This window comes from Geodermatophilus bullaregiensis (genome assembly GCF_016907675.1).
Classification (GTDB): Bacteria; Actinomycetota; Actinomycetes; order Mycobacteriales; family Geodermatophilaceae; genus Geodermatophilus; species Geodermatophilus bullaregiensis.
The window spans coordinates 2,905,847-2,932,709 of the sequence record NZ_JAFBCJ010000001.1; the positions used below are offsets into that span (position 1 = coordinate 2,905,847).

22 protein-coding genes and 1 pseudogene are annotated in these 26,863 nt (G+C 76.1%); 9 read left to right on the forward strand and 14 right to left on the reverse strand.

The genetic code is table 11. The features are described 5' to 3' along the window. Positions 1-59 precede the first annotated feature (59 nt). Positions 60-1,283, forward strand: a complete 1,224-nt coding sequence (locus tag JOD57_RS13770; protein ID WP_204692540.1) for a cysteine desulfurase-like protein — start codon at positions 60-62, stop codon at positions 1,281-1,283. Between the two features lie 3 nt (positions 1,284-1,286). Here JOD57_RS13770 and JOD57_RS13775 read toward each other — a convergent pair whose 3' ends face one another. The 5 genes from JOD57_RS13775 to folP all read right to left on the reverse strand — a co-directional run bounded on the left by JOD57_RS13775 (position 1,287) and on the right by folP (position 6,220). Beyond that, entirely contained in the window at positions 1,287-2,279 is a 993-nt protein-coding gene (locus JOD57_RS13775; RefSeq protein WP_204692541.1) for an NAD(P)H-quinone oxidoreductase, read from the reverse strand. A 151-nt stretch (positions 2,280-2,430) separates the two neighbouring features. After that, positions 2,431-4,029 carry an AMP-binding protein gene (locus JOD57_RS13780; RefSeq protein WP_204692542.1) on the reverse strand — a complete coding sequence of 533 codons (1,599 nt, stop codon included), beginning with the start codon at positions 4,027-4,029 and terminating at the stop codon, positions 2,431-2,433. Between the two features lie 84 nt (positions 4,030-4,113). Next, positions 4,114-4,536 (reverse strand): PaaI family thioesterase, encoded by a 423-nt coding sequence (locus JOD57_RS13785; protein WP_204692543.1) that lies wholly within the window; start codon positions 4,534-4,536, stop codon positions 4,114-4,116. Positions 4,537-4,657: 121 nt separating this feature from the next. After that, positions 4,658-5,236 carry a universal stress protein gene (locus JOD57_RS13790; RefSeq protein WP_204692544.1) on the reverse strand — a complete coding sequence of 193 codons (579 nt, stop codon included), beginning with the start codon at positions 5,234-5,236 and terminating at the stop codon, positions 4,658-4,660. A 123-nt stretch (positions 5,237-5,359) separates the two neighbouring features. Next, positions 5,360-6,220: a dihydropteroate synthase gene (gene folP / locus JOD57_RS13795; RefSeq protein ID WP_204692545.1), complete on the reverse strand. Its 861-nt coding sequence runs from the start codon at positions 6,218-6,220 to the stop codon at positions 5,360-5,362. Positions 6,221-6,289: 69 nt separating this feature from the next. Between folP and JOD57_RS13800 the strand changes: the two genes are divergently transcribed. Then, the gene (locus tag JOD57_RS13800; protein ID WP_204692546.1) at positions 6,290-6,751 is read left to right on the forward strand and encodes a MaoC family dehydratase; all 462 of its coding nucleotides are present in this window, start codon (positions 6,290-6,292) and stop codon (positions 6,749-6,751) included. 65 nt (positions 6,752-6,816) lie between these two features. On the opposite strand, the gene JOD57_RS13805 is transcribed toward JOD57_RS13800, so the two are convergent. Beyond that, complete coding sequence (locus tag JOD57_RS13805) at positions 6,817-8,073, reverse strand: serine hydrolase domain-containing protein (protein ID WP_204692547.1); 1,257 nt, start codon at positions 8,071-8,073, stop codon at positions 6,817-6,819. 146 nt (positions 8,074-8,219) lie between these two features. Continuing rightward, the gene (locus JOD57_RS13810; protein ID WP_204692548.1) at positions 8,220-8,504 is read right to left on the reverse strand and encodes an HU family DNA-binding protein; all 285 of its coding nucleotides are present in this window, start codon (positions 8,502-8,504) and stop codon (positions 8,220-8,222) included. On the opposite strand from JOD57_RS13810, the pseudogene JOD57_RS26325 reads away from it, so the two are divergent. Beyond that, positions 8,476-9,228 (forward strand): annotated as a pseudogene (locus JOD57_RS26325) (aldo/keto reductase); the annotation flags it as partial. The gene JOD57_RS13810 and the pseudogene JOD57_RS26325 sit on opposite strands and share 29 nt — an antisense overlap. 100 nt (positions 9,229-9,328) lie before the next feature. Next, on the forward strand, positions 9,329-9,685 hold the full coding sequence (locus tag JOD57_RS26330) for an aldo/keto reductase (protein WP_275582423.1): 357 nt from the start codon (positions 9,329-9,331) through the stop codon (positions 9,683-9,685). Positions 9,686-9,697: 12 nt separating this feature from the next. On the opposite strand, the gene JOD57_RS13820 is transcribed toward JOD57_RS26330, so the two are convergent. Beyond that, on the reverse strand, positions 9,698-10,810 hold the full coding sequence (locus JOD57_RS13820; RefSeq protein ID WP_204692549.1) for an EAL domain-containing protein: 1,113 nt from the start codon (positions 10,808-10,810) through the stop codon (positions 9,698-9,700). A gap of 168 nt (positions 10,811-10,978) precedes the next feature. On the opposite strand from JOD57_RS13820, the gene JOD57_RS13825 reads away from it, so the two are divergent. After that, positions 10,979-13,714: a SpoIIE family protein phosphatase gene (locus JOD57_RS13825; protein ID WP_204692550.1), complete on the forward strand. Its 2,736-nt coding sequence runs from the start codon at positions 10,979-10,981 to the stop codon at positions 13,712-13,714. Between the two features lie 136 nt (positions 13,715-13,850). Here the strand turns inward: JOD57_RS13825 and JOD57_RS13830 are convergent, their stop codons facing one another. After that, a complete protein-coding gene (locus JOD57_RS13830) occupies positions 13,851-15,080 on the reverse strand; it encodes a saccharopine dehydrogenase family protein (RefSeq protein WP_307824674.1) in 1,230 nt (409 codons plus the stop codon). Between the two features lie 119 nt (positions 15,081-15,199). Between JOD57_RS13830 and JOD57_RS13835 the strand changes: the two genes are divergently transcribed. Then, a complete protein-coding gene (locus JOD57_RS13835) occupies positions 15,200-16,735 on the forward strand; it encodes an amidase (RefSeq protein WP_204692552.1) in 1,536 nt (511 codons plus the stop codon). 31 nt (positions 16,736-16,766) lie between these two features. On the opposite strand, the gene JOD57_RS13840 is transcribed toward JOD57_RS13835, so the two are convergent. After that, a complete protein-coding gene (locus JOD57_RS13840) occupies positions 16,767-17,492 on the reverse strand; it encodes a trimeric intracellular cation channel family protein (RefSeq protein WP_204692553.1) in 726 nt (241 codons plus the stop codon). 99 nt (positions 17,493-17,591) lie between these two features. Here JOD57_RS13840 and JOD57_RS13845 point away from each other — a divergent pair, with 99 nt between their 5' ends. Both JOD57_RS13845 and JOD57_RS13850 read left to right on the forward strand, forming a co-directional pair. After that, positions 17,592-19,592, forward strand: a complete 2,001-nt coding sequence (locus JOD57_RS13845; protein ID WP_204692554.1) for a putative bifunctional diguanylate cyclase/phosphodiesterase — start codon at positions 17,592-17,594, stop codon at positions 19,590-19,592. Further along, positions 19,589-20,494 carry an ABC transporter substrate-binding protein gene (locus JOD57_RS13850; protein ID WP_204692555.1) on the forward strand — a complete coding sequence of 302 codons (906 nt, stop codon included), beginning with the start codon at positions 19,589-19,591 and terminating at the stop codon, positions 20,492-20,494. The genes JOD57_RS13845 and JOD57_RS13850 overlap by 4 nt, the downstream gene beginning before the upstream one ends. Before the next feature lie 103 nt (positions 20,495-20,597). Here JOD57_RS13850 and JOD57_RS13855 read toward each other — a convergent pair whose 3' ends face one another. Together JOD57_RS13855 and JOD57_RS13860 are read right to left on the reverse strand one after the other, a co-directional pair. After that, entirely contained in the window at positions 20,598-22,646 is a 2,049-nt protein-coding gene (locus JOD57_RS13855; protein ID WP_204692556.1) for an acyl-CoA dehydrogenase family protein, read from the reverse strand. Then, the gene (locus JOD57_RS13860) at positions 22,643-23,305 is read right to left on the reverse strand and encodes a TetR family transcriptional regulator (protein ID WP_204692557.1); all 663 of its coding nucleotides are present in this window, start codon (positions 23,303-23,305) and stop codon (positions 22,643-22,645) included. Before JOD57_RS13860 ends, JOD57_RS13855 begins: the two co-directional genes overlap by 4 nt. Positions 23,306-23,385: 80 nt before the next feature. On the opposite strand from JOD57_RS13860, the gene JOD57_RS13865 reads away from it, so the two are divergent. After that, positions 23,386-25,158 carry a glycoside hydrolase family 2 protein gene (locus tag JOD57_RS13865; protein WP_204692558.1) on the forward strand — a complete coding sequence of 591 codons (1,773 nt, stop codon included), beginning with the start codon at positions 23,386-23,388 and terminating at the stop codon, positions 25,156-25,158. 4 nt (positions 25,159-25,162) lie between these two features. Here JOD57_RS13865 and JOD57_RS13870 read toward each other — a convergent pair whose 3' ends face one another. Then, positions 25,163-25,522, reverse strand: a complete 360-nt coding sequence (locus tag JOD57_RS13870) for a hypothetical protein (RefSeq protein WP_204692559.1) — start codon at positions 25,520-25,522, stop codon at positions 25,163-25,165. Between the two features lie 264 nt (positions 25,523-25,786). After that, positions 25,787-26,746, reverse strand: a complete 960-nt coding sequence (locus JOD57_RS13875; RefSeq protein ID WP_204692560.1) for a UDP-glucuronic acid decarboxylase family protein — start codon at positions 26,744-26,746, stop codon at positions 25,787-25,789. Positions 26,747-26,863: the final 117 nt, after the last annotated feature.

Below are 26,863 nucleotides of genomic sequence, written 5' to 3' on the forward strand. Positions count from 1 at the left end.
CGGGGAGGCCGGGTGCCTCCGCGACGTCCCCGCCGGAGGGCGCCGTTAGGGTCGCCCGCATGGGACCGGGGGAGTCACGGCTGGACGTCGCGCGCGTCCGCGGCCAGTTCCCCGGCCTCTCCGACGGCTTCGTGCACACCGACGCGCCCGCCGGCACGCTGCTGCCGGAGAGCGTGGTGCACGCCGTGTCCTCGGCGATGCGGGTGCCCGTGGCCAACCGCGGCGGGGTCTTCCCGGCGTCCGCGCGCACGGAGGGCCTCATGGCCAGCGCCCGCGCGGCGGTGGCCGACCTGGTGGGCGGTGTCTCCACGGGCGTCGTCCTCGGCCCGAACACCACCACGCTGACCTACGCGCTCGCCCGGGCGCTGGCGCGGACCTGGCGCTACGGCGACGAGGTGGTGGTCAGCCGCCTCGACCACGACGCCAACATCCGCCCGTGGGTGCAGCTGGCCGAGCAGGTCGGCGTCGTCGTCCGGTGGGCCGAGGTGGACATCGAGACCGGTGAGCTGCCTGCCTGGCAGTACGACGAGCTGATCACCCCCCGCACCCGGCTGGTGGCGGTCACGGCGGCCAGCAACGCGATCGGCACGCGTCCCGACGTCGCCGCCATCGCCGCCCGCGCGCACGCCGTCGGCGCGCTGGTCTACGTCGACGCCGTCCAGGCCGCGCCGCACGTGTTCCTCGACCGGACCGCCCTGGGCGCGGACTTCCTGGCGGTGTCGGCGTACACGTTCTGCGGGCCGCACGTGGCCGCGGTGGTGGCCGACCCGGCGCTGCTGGCCGACCTGGTCCCCGACCGGCTGCTGCCGGCGCCGGACCGGGTGCCCGACCGCTTCGAGACCGGCACCCCGCCGTTCGAGCTCTACGCCGGCGTCACCGCCGCCGTCGACCACCTCGCGGGCCTGTGCGAGGACGCCACCGGCAGCCGCCGCGACCGGCTGCGCACCTCGATGAGCGCCGTCGTCGCCTACGAGGGCGGGCTGTTCGACTGGCTGGACCAGGCGCTGCGCGCCATGCGGCACGTGCAGGTGGTCGGCTTCCCGGAGCACACGACGCCGACGCTGTCGTTCACCGTGACCGGCATGCGGCCGCGGCAGGTGTCCGTCGAGCTCGCCCGCCGCGGCATCTGCGCGTGGGACGGCGACTTCTACGCCCGCGAGCTGTTCGACGCCCTCGGCGTCAACGAGGCCGGCGGCGCGATCCGGCTCGGGCTGGCGCACTACAACACCGCCGAGGAGGTCGGCTACGTGATCGACTCGGTGGCCGCGCTGCGCGCCCTCTAGCGCTCAGGCGTCGGGCAGCAGCAGCACCTTGCCGACGTGCTCGCTGGCCTCCACGACGCGGTGCGCCTCGGCCGCCCGTGACATCGGCAGCCGGCGGTCGACGATCGGCCGCACCACGCCGCGCTCGACGTCGGGCCACACCTCGGCGCGGACGGCGGCGACGATCTCCGCCTTCCCGCCCGGGCCCGTGGCCGGCCGCGAGCGCAGCGCCGTCGCCGCCACCGACGCCCGCTTGGCCAGCAGCTTGCCGAGGTCGAGCTCGGCCCGGGTGCCGCCCTGCATGCCGATGACCACCAGCCGCCCGCCGACGGCCAGGGCGTCGACGTTGCGGGCCAGGTACTTCGCGCCCATGTTGTCGAGGACGACGTCGACCCCGGCGCCGTCGGTCTCCTCGCGGACCCGCTCGACGAAGTCCTCGTCGCGGTAGTTGATCGTGACCTCGGCGCCGAGCTCCCGGCAGAACTCCAGCTTCGCCGCCGTCCCGGCGGTGGTGAGCACCCGGGCACCGGCGCGGACGGCGAGCTGGATGGCCATCGTGCCGATGCCGCTGGACCCGCCGTGCACGAGGAAGCTGTCACCGCGGCGCAGGCCGGCGAGCTGGAAGACGTTGGACCACACGGTGCAGGTGACCTCGGGCAGCGCCGCGGCGGTGGCCAGCTCGACGCCGGCGGGGCGGGGCAGGAGCTGGATGGCCGGGACGGCGACCCGCTCGGCGTAGCCGCCGCCGGCGAGCAGGGCGCACACCTCGTCGCCGACCGACCAGCCGGTCACGCCCTCGCCGACCTCGCTGACGATCCCGCTGCACTCCAGGCCCAGGATCTCGCTGGCGCCCCGGGGCGGCGGGTAGTTGCCGGCGCGCTGCAGCAGGTCGGCCCGGTTGACGGCGGTGGCAGCCACGTCGACGACGACCTCACCGGGACCGGCCACCGGGTCGGGGACCTCGTCCCAGCCGAGGACCTCGGGTCCGCCGGAGCCGTTCGTGGTCACCGCACGCATGGGCCTGACCTTAGGAGGACCCCGTCCTCCGCACCCCTCGCAGGCCCGGGGCGGCTCCGGGACGAGGCCGTCCCCACGCCGGCTGGGGCAGGCGGCGGGCGGGGCGCCCGGGACCGTCGGGTCCCGGACGCCCCGCCGGTGCGTCAGGGGACTACACGCGCGCCTTGAGGTCCTTGCGCAGGATCTTGCCGGCCGCGGACTTCGGCACCTGCTCGATGAACTCGACCGAGCGGACCTTCTTGTGCGGCGCCACCCGCGAGGACACGAACTCCATGACCTCGTCCTCGGAGATCTCCGCACCCGGCGCCTTCACCACGAACGCCTTGGGCAGCTCCTCGCCGCTCGCCTCGTCCCTGACGCCGATGACCGCGGCGTCGGCGATGGCCGGATTGCCCAGCAGCACGGCCTCGAGCTCGGCCGGGGCCACCTGGTAGCCCTTGTACTTGATCAGCTCCTTGACCCGGTCGACGACGGTGTAGCAGCCGTTCTCGTCGACGACCGCGACGTCGCCGGTGTGCAGCCAGCCCTCGGCGTCCAGGGTCTCGGCGGTGGCCTCCTCGTTGTTGAGGTAGCCCTTCATGACCTGCGGGCCGCGGACCCACAGCTCGCCGCGCTCACCGGGGGCGGCGTCCTGGCCGGTGGAGGGGTCGACCAGGCGGCACTCGGTGCTGGGCAGCGCCAGGCCGACCGAGCCCTTCGGGACGCCGGTGACGCCCTCGGGCAGCCGGCTGACGTCGGGGGTGGTGTGCGAGACCGGCGAGAGCTCGGTCATCCCGTAGCCCTGGGCCACCACGACGCCCTCGGGTGCGCCCTTGCGCAGCCGGTCCTGGGCGGCCTGGGCCAGCGCCTCGTCCAGCGGCGCGGCACCGGAGGTGATGCTGCGCAGCGAGGACAGGTCGAACTGGTCGACCATCGGGTGCTTGGCCAGCGCCAGCACGATGGGCGGCGCCACGAAGGCCCGGGTGATCTTCTGGTCCTGGATGGTCCGCAGGAACTGCTCGAGGTCGAACCGCGGCAGCGTGACCACGGTGCCGCCCCACTGCAGGCCCTGGTTCATCAGCACGGTCAGGCCGTAGATGTGGAAGAACGGCAGGACGGCGATGATCCGCTCGTCGCCCTCGTGCAGCTCCACCAGCGGGCGGGACTGGCTGACGTTGGCCACCAGGTTGCGGTGGGTGAGCATGACGCCCTTGGGCAGGCCGGTCGTGCCGCTGGAGTAGGGCAGGGTGACCAGGTCCTCGGCGGGGTCGATGTCGACCTGCACCGACGGCGCGTCGGTGGAGATCAGGTCGAGCAGCGAGGCGTGGCCCTCGGCGCCGTCCATGACGACGACCTCGTCGACCGGCGTCTGCTCGACGGCCTCCAGGGCCCGGTCGAGGAACGGCGAGACGGTGACGAGGACCTTCGCGCCGCTGTCCTTCAGCTGGAAGGCGACCTCGTGGGCGGTGTAGAGCGAGTTGATCGGGCTCATCACGCAGCCGGCCCGGGCGATGCCGTGGAAGACGACGGGGTACCACATGGTGTTCGGGCAGAGGACGGCGACGACGTCGCCCTTGCGCAGCCCGCGGGCGGCCAGGGCGGCGGCGACGCGGTCGACGTAGGTGGCCAGCTGACCGTGGCTGATCGAGTCACCGGTCAGGCCGTCGACGAGCGCGGGGGCGTCCGGACGGGACGCGCCACCGGCGAGGACGAACTCGGGGACCGACTGCTCGGGGATCTCGACGTCGGGATAGCGGCTGGCCAGGGCCACGGGACTCCTCCTCCGGGGGACGTAGTGGCGCCAGTCTCACACCCGGCGTGTGGTGCGCGACACGGGGGTTACTGGCCAGTCACCTCATCGTGGCCAGAGCACCGACTGCGTGCAGCGGAACAGCGCGAGGGTCTTCCCGGCCCCGGAGCTGACCACGGCGTCCCACACCTGGGTGCTGCGGCCGGCGTGCGCGTTGGTCGCCACGGTGCTGACCCGGCCCTCCCGCAGGGTGCCGAGGAAGTTGCTCTTCAGCTCGATGGTGGTGAACCCGGCCGCACCCTCGGGCAGCAGCGCGCGGGTGGCCAGCCCGCAGGCGGTGTCGGCCAGCGCGACGACGGTGGCGGCGTGCAGGTAGCCGTTGGGCGCCAGCAGTTCCGGCCGGACGTCGAGCGCGGCCGCCAGCCGGCCCGGCTCGTGCGCGGTGACGGTGAGCCCGAGCAGTCCCGGCAGCGTGCCCGGGAGCAGCCCGTTGAGCTCGTCGGCGGTGAGGAACCCGGTGGCGGCCATGGCGGGCACGGTATCGACGGCGCGGGCCGGCCACGATCAGGGAACCTGATCGTGGGGCGTCCTCCCGCACGGCCCACGGTCAGGGAGGACGCGCGACGGTGCGGTCGGAGCGACGGGCCCGTCAGGGACCGGTGAAGTCGGCCGTGGCCCCCCGGAAGCGCCGGCGGCGGGCCCGCACCCGCTCGCCACCGTCGCGGCGGCGCAGGTGCAGCCGCTCGCGGTGCGCCTCGGAGGAGTGCACGACGGTGACCGGACACGGTGCGTGCAGGACGCACTGCATGCTCGTCGACCCGAGCAGCATGGTGGAGAACCCGCCGTGACCCCGGCTGCCGACCACCAGCAGGTCCGCGCCGGCCGACTCGCGGATGAGCGCGTCCGCCGCCGAGCCGAGGACGGCGGTCACGTGGATCACCGGGTGCGGCTCCGGGACGTCGCGGAGCACCTCGGCGACGAACGCCTCGGTCCGCTCCACCGCCGCGGCCGCGGCCCGGTCGTACTCGGCGTCGCGGACCGCGTCGAAGTCCATCCACGCCTCGGGCGGTCGGTGGGAGACGACCGCCTCGACGGGCACGTCCCGGCGGACGGCGTCCTCGACGGCGAACCGCAGCGCGGCCCGGGCCCCCGCCGACCCGTCCACGCCCACCACCACCCGCGGCCCTCGCGCCTGGGGTCGCTCGACCCGTTCGGCCTGCTCGGTCATGACGGCCTCCTCCGCACCGCCCGCCGTGGGGCCCGGTGCCGCCACGGGCGACCCGATCATGGTCCGGACCGACCTCCGGCGCCAGGGACCTCCGTCGTCACCGGGGGGCAGGCGGGTCCTCGTTCAGGCGAGGCCGCGGACGGTGCGGGCCGGGGGACGGTCGCCGCGGATGGCGGCGACCATGTCCAGCGTCTGCCGGGTCGCGGCGACGTCGTGCGCGCGGAACACCCGGGCGCCGAGCCACGCGCTGACCGCCGTCGCCGCGAGCGTGCCGGTGAGCCGATCCTCGAGCGGGACGTCGAGGGTCTCGCCGACGAAGTCCTTGTTCGACAGCGCCACCAGCACCGGCCACCCGGTGGCGACCAGTTCGTCCAGGCGCCGCGTCGCCTCCAGCGAGTGCCGGGTGTTCTTGCCGAAGTCGTGGCCGGGGTCGACCAGCACCCGCTCGCGGTCCACCCCCGCCGCCACCGCCGCCTCCGCCAGCGCCGTCGTCCGGGCCACGACGTCGGCGACGACGTCGTCGTAGGTCACCCGGTGCGGCCGGGTCCGTGGCGGGAGGCCGCCGGCGTGCGTGCAGACGATCCCGGCGCCGGCCTCGGCGGCGACGTGCGCCAGCTCCGGCTCGACGCCGCCCCACGCGTCGTTGACCACGTCGGCCCCGGCGGCCAGCGCCTCGCGCGCGACCTCGGCCCGCCAGGTGTCGATCGAGATGGGCAGCTCCGGGTGGGCCGCGCGGATCGCGGCGACCAGGTCGACGGTGCGGCGGACCTCCTCGGCGGGGGAGACCTCCTCGCCGGGCGCGGCCTTCACCCCGCCGACGTCCACCACGTCCGCGCCCTCGGCCACGACCCGGTCCACGCGCTCGACGGCGGCGGCCAGCTCGTAGGTGGCCCCGCGGTCGTAGAACGAGTCCGGCGTGCGGTTGACGATCGCCATGACGACCAGTGCGCCGTCGGGCACGTCGAGCCGGCCCAGTCGCAGCACCCGTGTCCCCCGTCCCCGCCGCCGGTGTGGTGGAGTCAGCCAACCAGACCACCGTAGGGAGGACGTGTGATGGCGCAGACCACCGTGGACGGCGTCGAGGGCGTGCAGGGGCTCGTCGGCCGGCACCTGGGTCACAGCGACTGGGTCGAGGTCACCCAGGAGCAGGTGGACCAGTTCGCCGACGCGACCGGGGACCACCAGTGGATCCACGTCGACGTGGAGCGCGCGAAGCGGGAGAGCCCCTTCGGCGGGCCCGTGGCGCACGGCTACCTGACGCTGTCGCTGATCCCGTCGCTGCTGCCGCAGATCGTGGAGATCACCGGCTTCCGCATGGGCGTCAACTACGGCACCGAGAAGGTGCGCTTCCCCTCCCCGGTGCCGGTGGGCAGCCGGGTGCGCGCCGGCGCGACGCTGGCCTCGGCCACGCCGTTCGAGGGCGGCATCGCCATGAACATGGACGTGACCGTCGAGGTCGAGGGCCGGTCCAAGCCGGCGATGGTCGCCACCGTCGTCTACCGCCGCTACCTCTGACGGCGTCCGCGGAGGCGCACCGGGCGCCTCCGCGGACAACCGGCCTCCCTGCAGGGAGGCCCTCCTCAGGCGACGATGGCCTGGTTGACCAGGGCGCGCAGGTAGGCCCGGATCGGCAGGGTCGACGAGGGCAGCAGCTGCGTGAAGAACGTGACGACGACGTCCTCGACCGGGTCGACGTAGAACGCCGTCGACGCGGCCCCGCCCCAGCTGTAGTCGCCGACGCTGGCCACGCCGCCGTAGCGGACCGGGTCGATGACCATCGAGAAGCCGAGGCCGAACCCGACCCCGCGCAGCGGCGTCTCGGCGAACAGCGGCCGGCCGAAGGTCTCCAGGTCCGCACCACCGGGCAGGTGGTTGCGGGTCATGTGCGCCAGCGTCCGCGGGCCGAGCAGCCGCCCGCCGTCGAAGGAGCCACCGCGGCGCAGCATCTCGGCGAAGCGCACGTAGTCCGCGGCGGTGCCCACCAGCCCGCCGCCGCCGGAGAGGAACGTGGGCTTGGCGTGCGCCGCGGCGCCCATCGTGTCCAGCGGCGCGAAGCCGGTGGCCGCCCCGCCCGGCTGCCCGGGGACGGCGGCGTAGAGGCGGGCCAGCGAGGTGACGTCGTCGTCCTCGCGCAGCCCGAACGACGTGTCGGTCATGCCCAGCGGACGGAAGACCCGCTCCTCGAAGAAGACGTCGAGCGGCTGCCCCGACACGACCTCGACCAGCCGGCCCAGGACGTCGGTGGAGACGCCGTAGTTCCACTCCGTGCCGGGCTGGAAGACCAGGGGCGCCGAGGCCCACTGGCGGCAGACCTCGGCCGAGTCGGCGCCGGGCGGGGTGCCCCACTCGTGGCCCATCGCGCGGTACACCGCGTCGACCGGGTGGGCGTGGTGGAAGCCGTAGGTGAGCCCCGAGGTGTGGGTCAGCAGGTGCGCCACCCGGATCGGCTGCAGCTGCGGCTGGGTGACCGGCTTCTGCGCCGACCCGGCCACGTAGACGCGGGTGTCGGCGAACTCCGGCAGCCACTTGGTGATCGGGTCGGTGAGCTCGAGGAGGCCCTCCTCGTACAGCATCATCGCCGCCACCGAGGTCACCGGCTTGGTCATCGAGAAGATGCGCCAGCGGGTGTCCTCCTCGACCGGGAGGCCCTCCTCGACGTTGCGCGAGCCGGCGCGGCCGACGTGGGCCAGCCGGCCCCTGCGGGACACCGTCACGAGGTAGCCGGGCAGCTGCCCGTCGTCGACCCAGCGGCCCAGCCGCCGGTCGAGGCGCCCCAGCCGGGCGGGGTCGAGCCCCACCTCCGCCGGGTCGGTGTCGATGGTCAGTCCGCTCGCCACGCGATCCTCCGTCCCGCGCCGTCCGCCCGTCGGGCGGCGCCTGCCTGCGCATCCTGACCCACGCGGACGTGGGCGCGGTCACAGGGGGCAGGCGCCGCCCCGGCAGCGGGGTGGACGGGACCGGGACGTCGCCGGGACGTGCCCGGTCAGACCGGCACGTTGCTGGCGGCCTTCTTGAGGTTCGAGCCGGCGGTCACCTTGACGGTGTTGGCCGCGGGGATGTCGATCGACTCGCCGGTCTGCGGGTTGCGGCCGGTGCGGGCCGAGCGCTGGGTCCGCTCGACGGTGATCAGCCCGGAGACGGCGACCTTCTCGCCGCGGGTGATCGCCTCGACGAGCTCCTCCTGCAGGCCGGCCAGGACGGCGTCCACGGTGGCGCTGGGCACGTCGGCGCGCTTGGCGATGGCGGAGACGAGTTCGGCCTTGTTCACGGAGATCCTCTCGGAGGTGTCGCGGCCGCGCGGTCTCGGCGGGCCGCCGGTGGTGTCGCCGTCCGCGGTCCGCGGACGGCGCTCCCGGGCGGGCGCCCGGTGGACGGACCGGCCCGCGTCGAGGCGGTCCGGCCCGGGGCACCGTGTCACGCCGACGGGCACATGGCCAGTCCGGGGGGCCGACGGCACCCGTCCGGCCGGCCCTCCTGCCCTCGCGGGCGGCGGGGCTGCACGGTCCTCACCTAGCGTGGGTCGCGTGCCGCAGCTCCCCGGGACCGACCTGACCGTCAGCGACCTCTGCCTGGGTGGCAACGTCTTCGGCTGGACCGCCGACGAGGCGACGTCCCACGCGGTCCTCGACCGCTTCGCCGACGCCGTGCCCGGCCCCCTGCGCCCCTTCGTCGACACCGCCGAGATGTACGGGGACGGCCGCTCCGAGCAGATCCTCGGCGGGTGGATGGCCGACCGGGGCCTGCGCGACCGGGTGCTCGTGGCCACCAAGGCCTCGCCGCAGCAGAAGGCGCACCCCCTCGCCGCCGGGGAGATCCGCGAGGCCGCCGAGCGCTCGCTGCGCAACCTGCGGACCGACCGCATCGACCTCTACTACGCGCACTACGACGACGAGACGACGCCGCTGGAGGAGACGCTCACCGCCTTCGACGAGCTCGTGCGGTCGGGCAAGGTGCTGCACGTCGCGGCGTCGAACTACTCCCCGGCCCGGCTCACCGAGGCGCTGGAGACCTCCGAGCGGCTGGGCCTGGCCCGCTACGTCGCGCTGCAGCCGCACTTACAACCTGCTCGAGCGGCCGGCCTACGAGGACGGACTGCGCGACGTCGTCGCCGCGAACGGGCTGGGCTGCCTGCCCTACTTCTCGCTGGCCAAGGGCTTCCTGACCGGCAAGTACCGGGCCGGCGAGCGCGTCGACTCGCCGCGCGCGAGGGGGGCGAGGGCCTACGTCGGCGAGCGCGGCGACCGCGTGCTGACGGCGCTGCGCGAGGTGGCCGACGCGCACGGGGTGACACCGGCCGCGGTGGCGCTGCGCTGGCTGGCCGACCAGCCCACCGTCGTGGCGCCGATCGCCAGCGGCCGCGACGTCGACCAGCTCGCCGACCTGCTGCCCGTGCAGGACCTGGTGCTCACCGACGACGAGCGCGCCGCCCTGACCGCCGCCTCCCGGTAGAACCTCGTAGCGCTAGTGGCCCCTGGCCGACGCGGCCGAGGCGAGGTCCTCGACCCGCAGCAGGCCGAGGACGCCGCCGTCGGCGTCGGTGCAGACCACCGGGTCGAAGCGGTGCGCGGGCGGCCGGGTCAGCGCCCGGTGCAGCGTCTCGGTCACGTCGTCGGCCGGCTGGACGCACAGCGAGACCGGGGCGGTGTGCACCTCGCCGGTGCGGGGGTCGCCAAGCCGGAGCGCCAGCGGCTCGCCCTGCGGGCCGACGAGGACGACCGGCGGGAGGCCGGGGGAGCGCTCGGCGGCGTCGCACTGGCGCACCGGGCGCAGCAGGCCCGCCAGGCCGCCGGCCTGCCGGGCGCGCGCGGTCTGGTCCCGGACCAGGGACACCACCTCGGCCGGCAGCGGCGCGAAGCCCGGCGTCGGGCGGCCCAGCAGCCAGCCCTGCGCCAGCGGGACGCCGAGGCGGCAGACGGCGGCCAGCTCGCCGCGGGTCTCCACGCCCTGGGCCAGCAGCCACGCGCCGGTCCGGCCGGTCAGCCCGCCGAGCACCTCCGCGATCGCCTGGCGCACCGGGTCGGTGTCGACGCCGGCGACCAGCGAGCGGTCGAGCGCGACCAGGTCGGGCCGCAGCGCGGCGACCTGCTGCAGGCCCGACCAGCCGGCGCCGGTGTCGTCCAGGGCGACCAGTGCCCCGCGGGCGCGCAGCGCGGCCACCTGCACGCGCAGCGCGGCGAGGTCGGCCACCGGGGCGTGCCCCGTCAGCCCGAGGACGACGCCGCGCAGGTCGGGCCGGCCGGCCAGCGCCGCCTGCACGGGCGCGGTGCCGAGCAGGTGCGGGCCGACGTTGACCACCAGGAAGGTGCCCGCGGGCAGGAGGGGGACGGCGGCCAGCGCCCGGTGCAGGGCGAGCGCCTGGAGCTCCGCGGCGACGCCGGCGTCGGCGGCCGCGGCGAACCACGCCTCCGGAGCCGCGGTGCCCGGGAAGCGGGCCAGCGCCTCGTAGCCGGCCACGCGGGCGCGGGCGAGGTCGACGACGGGCTGGAAGACGAGGGTGAGGTCCCCGGGGTCGGCCAGCAGCGGCCGGCAGTCCGGCAGGCGGTCCGGCAGGCGCGGCGTCAGGGTGCCCGGCATGGGGGACCCATCGACCGGTCCGCGGCGGCGCTCGACCGGGCGGGCGGCGGCCCTCACCCGGTGGGGGGACGACGCACGCGAGCGGACGCGCTCGTCCGATTCCGGGCCGCCGCGTGGCACCATGGTCCGCTGCGGCCCGTCCGGGCCGAGTGCGCACGAGGAGGGGTCGTGGCCGTCCCCGTGCCGTTGCAGGGCCCCGACGTGCTGCGCGACGCCCACCGTGTCGCCGCCGCCCGCCGCCTGCTGGTCGAGGTGCCGGGTCCGGCCGCCTACGACCGGCTCTCGGGGCTGGCTGCCCGGCTGCTCGGGGCCGGCCACGCGAAGGTCACGCTGTTCACCGACGCGGACACCGTCGTCGGCGGGCACGGCCTGCCGCCCGGCGTCGTCGGCGGCCCGGCGCTGCTCACCGGTGCGCTGTCGGCGCGCGTCGTGCAGGAGGGGCGCCCGCTGGTGGTGCCCGACGCGCGGGCCGACGTGCGGGTCGCCGACCTGCCCGCCGTCACCTCCGGCGCGGTCGCCTCCTACCTCGGCTCCCCGCTGGTCTCGGCGTCGGGCCGGGTCGTCGGCGTCCTCGCCGTGTACGACGGCGCGCCGCGCGGCTGGCGCGACGACGACGCCGCGCTGCTGGAGCACCTGGCCGCCTCCGTCGTGGCGGAGCTGGAGCTGGCCGCCGCCCACTCGGCGATCGGCGCCTCGCTGGCCCGGCTCGACGTCGCCCTCGAGGCGAGCGCGGTGGGGATCTGGGAGAACGACCTGCGCACCGGCGTCGTCTCGTGGGACGAGCGCTGCGCGGCGGTGCACGGCCTCGAGGGCGCGCAGGAGTTCACCGACGTCGACCAGATGCTGGCCGACCGCATCCACGCCGACGACCACGCCGCCGTCCGGGAGGCCATGGCCGAGGCGTTCGCGGGCTCCGGTGAGTACGCCGTCGAGTGCCGTGCCCTGCACACCGACGGCTCGGTCCGCTGGACGGTCTCCCGCGGGCGGGTGGTGCGCGACGCCCGGGGCGAGGCGATCCGGGTGCTGGGCACCGTCGTCGACGTCACCGACGCCCGTGACCAGGCCGCCCGCCGGATGGCGGCGGTGCAGCGGGCCGCCGCGGTCGCCGAGGTCGCCGCCCAGCTGGCCAACGCGACGGCGCTGTCCCAGCTCGCCGAGATCGCGCTGCGCGGCGCCCGGGTGCTCGGGGCCTCCTCCAGCGCGCTGGCCGCCTTCGACGGCGACGGCACGCTGCGGCTGCACCTGGCGCGGCGCCTGGCCGACACCGTGGCCGCGGTCGCCGCCGAGGCCGACGCCGAGGTGGACCTGGGCGAGCAGGGCGTGGCCGTCGAGCTCGACGACGTCCTGCCCACGCAGTACGCCGCCCGGCACGGCGAGCGGCTGCTGTTCACCGACCTCGAGGCCGCGGTCGACCGCTTCCCGCAGATGGCCGAGGTCGGGCCGCTGCTGGGCCTGCGGGCGCTCGCGGCGCTGCCGCTGCGGGTGGAGGGCCAGCTGCTCGGCAGCTTCGTCGTCGTGTGGGACACCGACCACGAGTTCCCGGACACCGACGTCGAGCTGCTCGACGCGCTCACCGCGCAGATCGCGCTGAGCGTGTCCCGGCTCCGCTCGGAGGCCGACCGGGCCGCCGCGGTCGCCGCCATGGCCGCGGCCAACCGGCGGCTGCAGCTGCTGGCCGACGCCGGCCGGGTGCTCTCGGGCAGCCTGGACATCACCGACCAGCTCGACCAGCTGGCCGGTCTGGTCGTCCCGGCGCTGGGGGACTGGTGCTGGATCCTCGTCACCGACGAGCAGGGCCGGCTGCACGACATCGCCGCGGCCCACCGGGACCCCACCCGCCGCGACGACGTGGCCGAGTACGTCCGGACGATGGTCGCGGGGATGAGCGACGAGCACGCCGCCCGTGTGGTCACGCGCACCGGCCGGCCGCTGGTGGTGCCCGAGATCGACGCCGCCCGGATCGCGCGGGCGCTGCCGGACCCCGCGGGACAGGAGGCCCTCACCCGGCTGGCGCCCCGGTCGTCGGTGATCGTGCCGCTGGTCGCGCGCGGGCACGTCATCGGCGCCCTCGGCCTGGCCAACGGCGCCGACCGCGGCCCGCACGCGCCGGCGGAGGTCGACACCGCCGTCGAGATCGGCCGGCGGGCGGGCCTGGCGCTGCAGTCGGCGCGGCTGTTCGAGCAGCAGCGCGACCTCGCCGACGCGCTGCAGCACAGCATGCTCACCGCGCCGCCGCGGCCCGAGGGCTGCGAGATCGTCGTCCGGTACCTGCCGGCCTCCGAGGGCGTCGAGATCGGCGGTGACTGGTACGACGCCTTCGTCGAGGCCGGCGGCGACACGGTCCTGGCCATCGGTGACGTCGTCGGGCACGACCGGCACGCCGCCGCCGCGATGGGGCAGCTGCGCGGCCTGCTCCGCGGCATCGGCTACGCCGGCGGTTCCTCGCCGGCCGAGGTCCTCGCGCAGCTCGACCGCGCCGCGTCGGGCCTGGCCCCGGGGACCATGGCGACGGCGCTGCTGGCGCGGTTGGAGCGGCGGCCGGGGGAGGAGCCCCTGCTGCGCTGGTCGAGCGCCGGGCACCCGCCGCCGGTGGTGGTCGACCCGGACGGGGAGGTCCGCCTCCTCGCCGCCGGCCGGGCCGACCTGCTGCTCGGCGTCGACCCTGACCGCGCGCGCACCGACAACGCCGCCGTCCTGCCGGTGGGCAGCACCGTCCTGCTGCACACCGACGGGCTGGTGGAGCGCCGCGACCGCGACCTCGACGCGGGCACCGACGAGCTGCTCGCCGTCCTGCGCGGCTGCGCGGGGGTGCCGCTGGAGCAGGTGTGCGACCGCGTGCTGCGGCGGCTGTTCCTGCCCGACGCCGAGGACGACGTCGCGCTGCTCGCCGTCCGGGTGCTGTGACACCGCGGTCCGACCCGACCCCACCGCGCCCAGGGACCGCCCGCTCCGCCGTCCTCCCGCACCGCAGCGCGTCCTCCCCGACGTCCCACGGTCAGGGAGGACGCGCCACGATCAGGTCCCCTGATCGTGGCCCCGGTCAGGCCGGCGTGACCTCGTAGGTGTGCCCGGCGGCGCGCAGCCGCTCGACGAGGACGTGGCCCAGTGCCGTCGCCGGGGTCAGCGAGCCGGCCCGGTCGGGCAGCCGGTCGCCGTCGAGGGCCAGGCCGAGCGCGACCTCCCCGAGCATCACCGACGTCGCGGCGTAGCCGGGGTCGCCCGAGCCGGCCGCCGTCGCCCGGTAGTGCCGGCCGCCCTCGGTGTCGGCGTCGACGACCATGCGGAAGAAGCCCTTCTCGCGGGTGGCCGCGTCGGGACCGGAGCCGGGGGAGGGCAGCACGCGGTCGAGCAGCGCCCGGGTGGGCGGGAAGGCCAGCGCGCCGAGGCCGGCGGCCAGGCCGGTGGTGATCCCGGCGGCGGTGACCGCGCCGGTGAGCCCCCGGCCGGCGCTCATCGCCTCGCCGTAGCGCAGGCCGCGGCCGTAGGACCACTCCTGCAGGGCGTTGCTGCGCCGCACGATCCGGGTGTTGAACGGTGCCATGACGAACGGCGCGGTCCACCGGCCGTCGGCGGCCAGCGCCGGGGGAGCGGCGTCCGGGGGCTGGCGGGTGGCCGGCTCGGCGTCGCGGTCGGGCGAGAGGGCGTAGGGGTCGCCGATGACGCGGCGCAGCGTCCGGTCCCGCAGCATCGCCTCGATCTGGTTGCGCATCGAGTCGACGGTGCCGCCGCTGACCCCGCCGCGGGCCGAGGCGACCAGGCGGACGTCGGTGAGCCCGCCCGCGCCGTCGGCACGGGCGCGCTCGGCGAGCAGGAACACCGACAGGTCCGAGGGGATGGAGTCGTAGCCCGCGGCGTGCACCAGCCGGGCGCCGGTCTCCCGCGCGACGGCGTCGCAGCGGTCGATGGCGTCGCGGACGAACAGCACCTCCCCGGTGAGGTCGGCGTAGTGCGTGCCGGCGCGGGCGCAGGCCTCGACGACGGGCAGGCCGTAGCGCGCGTAGGGGCCGACGGTGGTGACCAGCACGCGGGTGCTCTCCGCCGTGCGGGTCAGCGACGCCGGGTCGCCGCTGTCGGCCTCCAGCAGCGGCCAGTGCCGTCCGGCCGCCGGCAGCTCCGCCGCCGCGGCGGCCAGCTTCTCCCGCGACCGGCCGGCCAGGGCGACGCGCAGGTCCGGCGGCGCGGCCTCGGCCAGGTAGGCGGCGACCAGGCGGCCGACGAAGCCGGTGGCACCGAAGAGGACGACGTCGTGCTCGCGCGCGGGCTCGGTCACGCCGACCATCCTCGCCGTCCCCGGCCGGTCGGCGCGACCGGGTGGCCCGGTGCCGGTGACAGGGACGGCGCGCCCTCGCTAGCTTGCTGCCACACCCACCGAGGGACGCAGGAGGCGCCGTGCCCGTACGCCCGCCGGACGAGAACGAGGTGGCCGCGCTCGCGGGCACCTACGGGATGCACCCCGACGAGGCGGAGGTGTCCTCCTACACCCCGCTCGTCGCCGCGTTCCTGACCTCCTACGACGCGGTCGAGGAGCTCTACGCGGGCATCGCCCCGCAGCCGCCCGCCGACCGGCCCAGCACCCGGCCCGCCGACGCGGACAACCCGCTGGGCGCCTGGTACGTCCGGACGGAGATCCGCGGCGCTGCCGAGGGACCCCTCGCGGGGCGCACGGTCGCGGTCAAGGACAACGTGGCGGTGGCCGGCGTGCCGATGATGAACGGCAGCCACACCGTCGAGGGGTTCGTGCCCCGCAGGGACGCCACCGTGGTGACCCGCCTGCTCGGTGCCGGCGCGACCGTCACGGGGAAGGCCGTCTGCGAGGACCTCTGCTTCTCGGGAGGGAGCCACACCTCCGTCACCGGCCCGGTGCGCAACCCCTGGGACCCGACCCGCACCACCGGCGGCAGCTCCAGCGGCAGCGCCGCGCTGGTCGCGGCCGGGGAGGTGGACCTGGCCCTCGGCGGCGACCAGGGCGGGTCCATCCGCATGCCGGCGGCCTTCTGCGGCATCGTCGGGCACAAGCCCACGCACGGTCTGGTGCCCTACACCGGCGCCTTCCCGATCGAGTCGACCCTCGACCACCTGGGGCCGATGACCCGCACGGTCGCCGACGCCGCGACGGTCCTCGACGTCCTGGCCGGCCGGGACGGCGACGACCCCCGGCAGCCGGCCGACCTGGCGCCCGCCTCCTGCGCCGCGGCGCTGGGCGGGGACGTCGCGGGACTGCGGGTCGGCGTGGTCGCGCAGGGCTTCGGCTGGGCGGAGCTCTCCGAGACCGGCGTCGACGACACCGTGCGCGCGGCCGCCGGCCGGCTGCGCGAGCTCGGCATCGAGGTCGTCGACCTCGACCTCCCGTGGCACCGGCACGCGCTGCACGTCTGGAACGTCATCGCCACCGACGGCGCGACCGTCCAGATGATCGAGGGCAACGGGTACGGCCACAACTGGGAGGGCCGGTACGACCCCGACCTGGTCGCCCACTACGGGCGGCGGCGCAAGGAGACCGCCGACCGCTGGTCGCCGACCGTCACCGCGGTCGCCCTGGCCGGCCGCTGGTCGATCGAGCGGGAGCAGGGCCGTCACTACGCGATGGCCCAGAACCTGGCCGCGGAGGTCCGCCGCCGCTACGACGAGGCGCTGAGCGGGGTCGACCTGCTGGTGCTGCCCACCGTGCCGATGGTCGCCCGGCCGATCCCGGCACCCGACGACCCGCTCGAGGTCCGGGTGTCCCGGGGCCTGGAGATGATCGTCAACTGCGCGCCGTTCGACGTCAGCGGTCACCCGGCCACCAGCGTCCCCGCCGGGCTGTCCGAGGGCCTGCCGGTCGGGATGATGCTGGTCGGCCGGCGGTTCGCCGACGCCACGTGCCTGCAGGTGGCACACGCCTTCGAGCAGCTCGTCGGCGGGTTCCCGGGTCCTCCCGGGCGCTGACGCCCCGCCGCCGCCCCGGAGCCCGGCGACCCTAGCGGGCCCGGCGCCGGGCCCGGCGGCGTCCGTCGGGCCGGTCGCCGCGCTCGCGGGCCAGCCGCTGGCGGGCCCGCCCGGGCAGGTCGACGGCGACCGGCGCCTCCCAGCCGCGCCACACCGCGAGCAGCCGGAGGGTGGCCACCAGCCCGATGACCAGCAGCGCCACCGGGATCGGCGCGAGCCCGGCGGGGCCGGCCAGCACGGTCAGCGCCGTGGCCCCCAGCAGCGCGGCGACGGCGTTGTACGGCCCGGGCTGCACGATGTCGGCCCGCTGCGCCAGCAGGACGTCGCGGATCACCGCCCCGCCCACGGCGGTCAGCGTGCCGATGAACACGACCGAGGCGCTGGGGAGCCCGGCCAGCTGGGCCTTCTGCGCGCCGATGACGGTGAACAGGCCGAGGGTGAGCGCGTCGAGCGCCACGAGCAGCGGGTTGAGCCGGGAGAGCCAGCCGGAGAAGTAGAAGGTGACCGCCGCCGTGATCGCCACGGCGGGCAGGTAGGCGGGGTTGGTGAGCGCCACGGGCGGGCCGGCGGCCAGCAGCACGTCGCGGATCAGCCCGCCGCCCAGCCCGCCGCTGACCGCCAGCAGCAGGACCCCGGAGACGGCGAAGCCCTCGCGCGCGGCGAGCAGCCCGCCGGTGAGCGCGCCGACGACGATCGCGGCCAGGTCGACCGCGGCCGGCACGCGCAGGGTCTCGGCCGCAGCGGCCAGGGTGCTCACGAGCGGTCATCATCCCGGCCCCGGCCCGGCCGGGAGGGCGACTCCCCCGCACGGGGGAGGTGGGCTGAACCGGGTGGCCGCAGCCGCCGATCAGGGGGCATGAGCCGGTCCAGGGGCACCAGGGTGGTCGGCACCCGGCTGTTCGCCGCCTACGCGGCGGCCAGCCTGGTGCCGGTCGTCGTGCTGGGCGGGGTGCTGGCCGCCGGCATCCGGCAGGACGCCGTCGACCGCGCCCTCGAGTACGGCTCCGCGCAGGCCGCGGTGGTCGAGGAGATGGCGATCGCGCCGGCGCTGCGCGGCCAGGACCTCGCGATGGGGCTGACCGAGGCCGAGCGGGAGCGGCTGCAGATGGCCACCGACCTCGCCGTCTTCCGCGGGTCGATCCTGCGGCTGCGGCTGCGCGACTTCTCCGGGGCCGTGGTCTTCGCCGACGACGGCGCCAGCGGGCCGGCCGAGGCGCTGCCGCACTACCCCGCGGGTGAGGGCGTCGTCCCCGCCACCGGGTCGGCCTTCACCGCCGCCGCGGACGGCGGCAGCTTCGTCGCGCTGCTCGACGACGACGGCCTCGCCGTCGGGCGGGTGATCTGCGTGCTCCAGCCGATCGTCGCCGACACCTCCGGCCGCTCGGTCGGCGTCCTGGAGCTGCTGCTGCCCTACGACACCGTCGCCGCCGAGGTCGAGGCGGCCACCACGCGCACCTACTGGCGCCTCGGCGCGGGCCTGGGCGCCCTGTACCTCGTGCTGGGCGCGATCTCCTGGTCGACCACCCGGCGGCTGCGCCGGCAGGCCGCGCAGGCCGCCCACGACGCGCTGCACGACCCGCTGACCGGGCTGGCCAACCGCGAGCTGTTCGCCCGCCGGGTGGCCGCCGAGCTCGAGCGGGGCACGCCCGGGGCCGTCGTCCTCGTCGACCTCGACCGGTTCAAGGAGGTCAACGACACCCTCGGCCACCACGCCGGTGACCACCTGCTCCGCGAGGTCGGCCGCCGGCTGGACGCGACCGTCCGCGCCGGGGACACGGTGGCCCGCCTGGGTGGCGACGAGTTCGGCCTGCTGCTGCCCGGCGTCGACGACCCCGCCGACGCCTGCGAGCTCGTGCAGCGGGTCAGCGAGGCACTGGCGGTCGAGACCGTCGTCGACGGCGTCCCGCTGACGGTGGAGGCCAGCTGCGGCATCGCGATGCACCCGGCCGACGCCGCCGACGTCGAGACGCTCATGACCTGCGCCGACGCGGCCATGTACCAGGGCAAGCGCGGCGCGACCGGCGTCGTCGTCTACGACCGCCGCGCCACCGCACCCCCGCCGCACTCCCCGGCCCTGCAGCACGACGTCCGCCGGGCCCTGGAGGACGGCGACCTGCGGCTGCACTACCAGCCGCAGGTGGACCTGGCCTCCGGGCGCACCACCGGCGTGGAGGCCCTGCTGCGCTGGCAGCACCCGCAGCGCGGGCTGGTCGGCCCCGGCGAGTTCCTGCCCGCCCTCGAGCAGTCCGGCGTGATGGGTGCGCTCACCGAGTGGGTGCTGACGCAGGCGCTGGCCGACTGCGCCGCCTGGACCGCGGCCGGCGAGGACTGGACCGTCTCGGTCAACGTCTCGGTGCGCAACCTCGAGCAGCCCGGCTTCGCCGACACCGTCGTCCGGCTGGCCGCCGCGGCCGGGGTGCCGCCGTCCCGGCTGCACCTGGAGGTGACGGAGACGGCGCTGCCGGCCGACCTCGCCGCCGCGTCGGCGTGCCTGGCCGAGCTGGCCGCGCACGGCTTCGGCGCCGCCCTCGACGACTTCGGCGTCGGCTTCGCCAGCCTGTCGCACCTGCGCTCCCTGGCGCTCACCGAGGTCAAGGTCGACCGCGCCTTCGTCACCGGCGCCGCGGCGCACGCCGAGGACGCCGCCGTCGTCCGGTCGCTGGTCGAGCTCGCGCACGGCCTGGGGCTGTCGGTCTGCGCCGAGGGCGTGGAGACGCCCGAGGTCGCCGACTGGCTGCGCTCGGTCGGCTGCGACCGCGCCCAGGGCTGGCACTTCTCCCGGCCGCACCGGTGGCCGGACCTGGTCCGCGCGGCAGCTCCGGCGCCCGCGCTCGCCTCCGTGGAGGTCCCCTCGTGACCCGCTCCCGCCGCGCCCTCGCCGGTGCCGCCGTCCTCGCCGCCGTGCTGATCACGGCCGGCTGCGGATCCGCCGACCCGGCCCCGGCCGACGCCGGCCCGGTCGTGACGCTCGACGAGCGGCTGCACGCCGCGCTGCCCGAGGACGTGCGCGAGGCCGGCGTCCTGACCGTGGCCAACGACCCCTCCTACCCGCCGGCCTCCTCGTTCGGCCCGGACGGGCGCACGATCGTCGGCTTCGAGCCCGACCTCGGCGCCGCGCTCGGCGAGCTGCTCGGGGTGCAGGTGCAGTTCCGGGCGTCGTCGTTCGACACGCTGCTCGACGACCTCGCCGCGGAGCGCTTCGACCTGGTGATGAGCGCGGTCACCGACACCGCCGAGCGCCAGCAGCAGGCCGACTTCGTCAACTACTTCCGCGCCGGGTCCTCGATCGTGGTGCCGCGCGGCAACCCGCTCGGGGTCCACGACCTCGCCGGGCTGTGCGGGCGGAGCGTGGCCGTGGAGGCCGGGACCGTGCAGGTCGGCCTGCTGGAGCGCGCGCAGGCCGCGTGCGCCCGGCGGATCGACGTCCGCGAGGTGCCGACCAACGACGACGCGCTGCTCGAGCTGCGCACCGGGCGCGCGGACGCGGTGCTCGCCGACTACCCGCCGGCGGTCTTCGTGACCACCGACCCGCGGACCCAGAACAGCTACCAGCTGGTCTCCGACACCCAGTACGAGCCCGGGCTCTACGGCATCGCCGTCGACCGGGACCGGACCGAGCTGCGCGACGTGCTGACCGCGGCGCTGCAGCGCCTGGTCGACGACGGCGTCTACCGGGCGCTGCTCGACCGCTGGGAGGTCGGGCACGGCGCCGTCGACGTGGTGACCGTCAACGGCGCCCTGCCGCCGTCCGGCGACTGAACCCGGGAGCCGCCGGGTCACGGGGCCCGGCGGCTCCCGACCCCACCGGACCCCTGCAGGGTCCCGCGGCGGGCTCGCGAGGGACGGGGAGGACGGGGTCCTCTCACTGGCCCGGCGGGACGTCCACGGCGACCGCGGTGCCGCCGGGCGGCCGCGCGCCGGTGGCGGCCCGCAGCTCGGCGTCGCGGGCGGCCATGGCCTCCTGCCGGCCGGGCTCCTCGCGCAGGATCGCGGCGTTCTTCCACACCTCCGGGACGGCGAAGCCGTCGACCAGCGTCACCACGTGCGGCCGCAGCTCGCCGAGCAGCGCGTTCACCGTGGACGTCACCGCCCGGGACCGGGCCGGGGTGAGCCGGCCGTGCTCGAGCAGCCAGCCCTTGTCGGCCTCGATGGTCGACAGCGCGTAGAGGTCGCACAGCGTGTCGAGCAGCGCCCTCGCGGCGGGGTCGGGAGTCCGCTCGATGCCGGCGACGAACGCCTCGAGCACGATCCGGTCGACGTGCGTCCGCGCCGTCCGCAGGACGTGGTCCTGGACGCTGTTGAAGACGTCGAAGGGGTCCATCCCGTCGGTCGCGGCGTTGCGGCGGAGCCGCCGGATGGCGCCCTCGAGAGTGTGTCTCTCGCGGAACTCGAAGACCTTCAGCTGCCAGCCGCGGTCGCGCAGCGGCACGTCCTCGTCACGGCCGGGGACGGCGTCGACCAGCCGGGCGATCAGCCCGCGGGCCGCCGTCCGCTCCAGGACGGTCTCGCGGACCATGTCGGCGACGAAGGCGACCCGGCCCCAGCCGTCGAGGGAGCCGAAGGCGTCGCGGTAGCCGGTGAGCAGGCCCTTGGCCACCAGCTGGAGCAGGACGGTGTTGTCGCCCTCGAAGGTGGTGAACACGTCGGTGTCGGCCTTGAGCTGGGGGAGCCGGTTCTCCGCCAGGTAGCCGGCGCCGCCGCACGCCTCCCGGCACACCTGGATCGTGCGGGTGGCGTGCCAGGTCTGGGCCACCTTGAGCCCGGCAGCGCGCGACTCGAGCTCGCGCTGGGCGGCCTCGTCGACCTCCTGGCCGTGCTCGTGCACCGCCGTCTGGATGTCGTGCATCCGGCCGACCAGCTCCTCCTGCGCGAAGGCGTGGGCGTAGGAGGTGGCCAGGGCGGGCAGCAGCCGGCGCTGGTGGGCCAGGTAGTCGTTGAGCACGACCTCCCGGTCCTGGCCGGGCGCGGTGAACTGGCGGCGCACGTCGCCGTAGCGGACGGCGATGTCGAGGGCGACCCGGGTGGCCGCGCTCGCCGAGCCGCCGACGCTGACCCGGCCGCGCACCAGCGTGCCGAGCATGGTGAAGAAGCGGCGGGTCTCGTTCTCGATCGAGCTGGTGTAGGTGCCGTCCTCGGCGACCTGCCCGTAGCGGTCGAGCAGCATCTCGCGCGGTACGCGGACGTGGTCGAAGGTCAGCCGGCCGTTGTCGACCCCGAGCAGGCCGGCCTTGGGCCCGTCGTCGCCGATGGTGACGCCGGGGCACGGGTTCCCCCGCTCGTCGCGGATCGGGACCAGCCAGGCGTGCACGCCGCGGTTCTCGCCCTGCGTGACGAGCTGGGCGAAGACGACGGCCATCCGGCCGTCGGCGGCCGCGTTGCCGATGTAGTCCTTGCGGGCGGCCTCGTGCGGGGTGTGCAGGTCGAACGTCCGCGTCCCGGGGTCGTACGTGCAGGTGGTGCGCAGCTGCTGGACGTCGGAGCCGTGGCCGGTCTCGGTCATCGCGAAGCAGCCGGGCAGGTCGAAGCCCATGATGTCGCGCAGGTACGCGTCGTGGTGGCGCCGGGTGCCGAGCAGCTGGACGGCGCCGCCGAAGAGCCCCCACTGGACGCCGGCCTTGACCATGAGCGAGAGGTCGCCCTGGGCCAGCATCTCGATGGAGGTCACCGAGCCGCCGGCGTCGGCCTCGCCGCCGTACTCCACCGGGAACCCGAGCGAGACCCGCCCGGTGGCGGCCAGCTCCCGCGACAGCCGGGTGATCCGCGCGCGGGCCTCCGGCACCGTCTCGCCGTACACCGGCGCGAACTGCGGGCCGAGTTGCTCGCGGGCCTGCCGGCGGACGTGCGCCCAGCGGCCGTCGAGCACGTCGCGCAGGTGCGCCGGGTCCACCGCTGTGGGGAGGGTCTGGGTCACTGCTGCTCCTCGGGGTCGGGGACGGGGCGGGTGTCCGGGAGGAGGCCGGCGAGGCCGGCCCAGGCCAGTTCGGTGAGGTGCGCGGCGAGGTCGGCCCGTGGGATCGGCCGGTCGGCGCGCAGCCACCAGTCGGCGGCCGCGCGGACCAGCCCGACCAGGCCGTGCCCCCACGGGGCGGCGGCCGCGGGGTCGCGGCCGGCCTGCTCGAGGGCGACGGCCACCAGGGCGGCGGCCTGGTCGCCCACCAGGTCGCTCAGCGTGCTGATCGGGTCGGCGTCCGCGGGCCGGTCGGGTGGGGCGACGACGAAGCGGTAGAGCTCGGGGTCGGCCTCGAGGAACGCCAGGTACGTCTCGACCGCCGCGGCGACCATGCCGCGCGGGTGGTCGGCGGTGGCCAGGGCCGCGCGCAGCCGGTCGGTCAGCTGCGCCGCCACCTGGGTGCAGACGGCCACGTGCAGCTCGCTGCGGTCGGCGAAGTGGCGGTAGACGACGGTCTTGCTCGTGCCGGCCTCGGCGGCGATCTCCTCCATGCCGACACCGGCACCGCAGCGGCCCACCGCCGCGACGGTGGCGTCGACGAGCTGCTCGCGCCGGGCGCGGCGGTGCTCGTCCCACCGGGAGTCCCGGCGGTCGCGCCGCGTCGTCCCCCCACTTCGCATGTACTCACGGTACCGCGTACCGGCGGTACCGCGTGGTCGGCGGGCGTGCGGGACGGCTCCGCCTCCGGTGAGCTGGGGTCGTGGCCAGTGGAGACGACCCGACCGCCCATCCCCGCCCACTGCTGCGCCGGCCGTGGACCTCGCTCGACGGGCCGTGGGACTTCGCCGCCGACCCCGACCTGGCCGGCACGGTCGGCCGGGTCGCCTTCGACCGCACCGTCCGCGTGCCCTACGCCCCGGAGACGCCGGCCAGCGGCGTGCACTGGCGGGGTCCGCTGCACCGCGCCTGGTACCGCCGCCCGCTGCCGGGCCGCGCCGGCGACCGCCGCACGGTGCTGTCCTTCGGCGCCGTCGACCGGGTGTGCGACGTCTGGGTCGGCGGCGCGCACGTCGCCCACCACGAGGGCGGCTACACGCCGTTCTGCGTCGACGTCACCGACTCCCTCGGGGACGGCGGCGCGGACCTCGTCGTCCGGGCCGACGACGACCCGCGCGACCTCGAGGCGCCGCGCGGCAAGCAGGACTGGCGCGACGAGCCGCACGCGATCTTCTACCCGCGCACGACCGGCATCTGGCGCACGCCGTGGCTCGAGCAGGTGGCCCGCGAGCACGTCACCGACGTCGTGTGGCGGGGTGACCCCCGCACGCTGCGCGTCGACGTCCGCGTGGAGCTGTCGGTGCCGGTGACCGGCGCCCGCCTGCACCTGCGCCTCCGGCACGGCGACCGGCTGCTGGCCGAGGACGCCGTCCGGGTCGACGGTGCCGTCGTCGAGCGGACGCTGCAGGTGGGGGACGGCGGCACGGACGACCGCTGGCACCTGACCTGGGAGCCGGGGCCCTACCCGGTGATCGTCGACGCCGAGGTCGCACTGGTCCGTGACGACGGCGAGGTGCTCGACGAGGTGGCGAGCTACACCGCGCTGCGCTCGGTCGAGGTCGGCGACGGGCACCTGCTGGTCAACGGCCGGCCGGTGCCGCTGCGGCTGGTCCTCGACCAGGGCTACTGGCCGGCCACCGGCGCCACCCCGCCCGACGTCACCGCGCTGCGCCGCGACCTGGAGCTCACCCGCGCGCTGGGCTTCACCGGGGCCCGCAAGCACCAGAAGACCGAGGACCCGCGCTACCTGGCCCTCGCCGACCGGATGGGCCTGCTGGTGTGGGCGGAGATGCCCTCGGCGTACCGCCCCGGGCCGACGGCCGGCGCGCGGCTGCTGCGCGAGTGGCCGGAGGTGGTGGCCGCGCACCGGGGCCACCCGAGCGTGGTCGCGTGGGTGCCGCTCAACGAGTCGTGGGGCGCGCAGGAGGCGGCCACCGACCGGAGCCAGCGCGGGCTGGTCCGCGCGCTCGCCGCCACCGCCGACGCGCTCGACGGCACCCGCCCGGTCTCGGCGAACGACGGCTGGGAGACCCTCGGCGGCGCGATCCTCGGCGTCCACGACTACGAGCAGGACCCGGCCGTGCTCGCCGCCCGCTACGCCACCGCGGCCGACGTCGAGCGGCTGGCGACCGGACGGCGGCCCGACGGGCACCTCGCCGACCTCGACCGGGCCGGCGTCGCCGGCCGGGCCGTGGTCCTCTCGGAGTTCGGCGGGATCTCGCTGAACGCCGGGCGCACCGAGGACGACCCCGACCGCACCGAGCCGTGGGGCTACGCCGACGCCCGCTCGCCGGAGGACCTGCTCGCGCGCTACCGGGCGCAGTGGGCGGCGGTGCACGCCAGCAGTGCGCTGGCCGGTGCCTGCTGGACGCAGCTGACCGACACGTACCAGGAGGTCAACGGGCTGCTCACCACGGAGCGCGAGCCCAAGGTCGACCTCGACGCGCTCCGCCGGGCCACGGCGGGTGAGGCGTAGCGACCTACGCCCCGCGGTTGTCGCGGGCCACCGTGTCACCGGCGAGGTCGGTGACCTCCCCGGGGCTGCTCAGGCCGGTGAGGTCGTTGCCCTCGAGCACGACCCCGCTCGACGTCGCGGCCACCCGGACGGCGCGGGCGGTCGTGGCCCCGCGGAGCTGCAGGAACACCGAGTCGGCGATCCGTGCGCCGTCGACGTCCACCAGCTCGATCCCGTGGGTGCCGTCGCCGATGCCGGTCGGCCGGCAGGCCTCCACGGACAGGCCGGTCACCGGTGTCCGGGGCCCGACGACGAGCAGCCGTCCGCCCGGCGCAGCGGCGAACGAGCACCGCAGGAGCCGCACCCGGTCGGCTGCGTCGACCACCGCGGCCGAACCGGCCCCTGCGGAGCAGGGAAGGTGCAGTCCTCGAGCGTGATGTCGCTCGTGCCGTCCCCGTCGATCCGCAGGACGCCGTCCACCGGACGGGTGTTGCCGGTGCGGGTGAAGGAGACGTGCCGGACAGAGCCCCCGGAGCCCGGGCCGGTCTGACGGCCGCGGTCGGTGTGCTCGCCGGTCTGGTCCTCGCCGCGGGAGCCGTGGCCGCCGCGGACCGGCGGACCGGCCGCTGACCCGCCGGCCGCCACCCGTTCAGGCGCTGGCGCGGGCGGGAGCGAGCTCCGGGTGCTCGCGGAACCAGGCGATCGTCCGCTGCAGGCCCTCGTCGAGTGCCACCTGCGGCGCCCAGCCCAGCACGGTCTGCGCCAGGGTGATGTCCGGTTGGCGCACCGTCGGGTCGTCCTCCGGGCGGGGGATGGACTCGATGGGCGACCGGGAGCCGGTCAGCTCCCGGATCCGCTCCGCGAGGTGGAGCACCGGGACCTCGTGCGGGTTGCCGATGTTCATCGGCCCCGACGCGCCCGACAGGAGGAGCCGCAGCAGCCCGTCGACCAGGTCGCTGACGTAGCAGACCGAACGCGTCTGGCCGCCGTCGCCGGCGACGGTCAGCGGCTCACCGGCCAGCGCCTGGCGGATGAACGTGGGGATCGCCCGCCCGTCGCGCGGCCGCATGCGCGGCCCGTAGGTGTTGAAGATCCGCACGATCGCCGTGTCCACACCGTGGGTGCGCCGGTACGCCGAGGTGAGCGCCTCGGCGAAGCGCTTGGCCTCGTCGTACACGCCGCGGGGGCCGACCGGGTTGACGTTCCCCCAGTAGCTCTCCGGCTGCGGGTGGACGAGCGGATCGCCGTAGCACTCCGACGTCGAGGCCAGGAGGAACCGGGCCCGCTTCTCCTTGGCCAGGCCGAGCGCGTGGAGCGTGCCGACGGAGCCGACCTTCAGGGTGTGGATCGGCAGTTCGGCGTAGTCGATGGGCGATGCCGGGGAGGCGAAGTGCAGGACGTGGTCCAGCGGCTGCGGCACGTGCACGTAGTCGGTGACGTCGGCGCGGACCAGCCGGAACCGCGGGTGCTCCAGCAGGTGCGCGACGTTCTCCGGCGTGCCGGTGAGGAAGTTGTCGAGGCAGAGGACCTCGATGTCCCGGTCGAGCAGTGCCTCGCACAGGTGGGATCCGAGGAACCCCGCCCCTCCGGTGACGACTGCACGAGCCATGGCACGTCCTCTCGAGCTGCTGGGCGGCGACCGGGGACGTTAGCCGGACCAGCGGGTGTCCGTTCCCCTTCGTCCCGCGGGATCCGCACGCCGGCCTGCCGCTGCACAGCCCTCGCG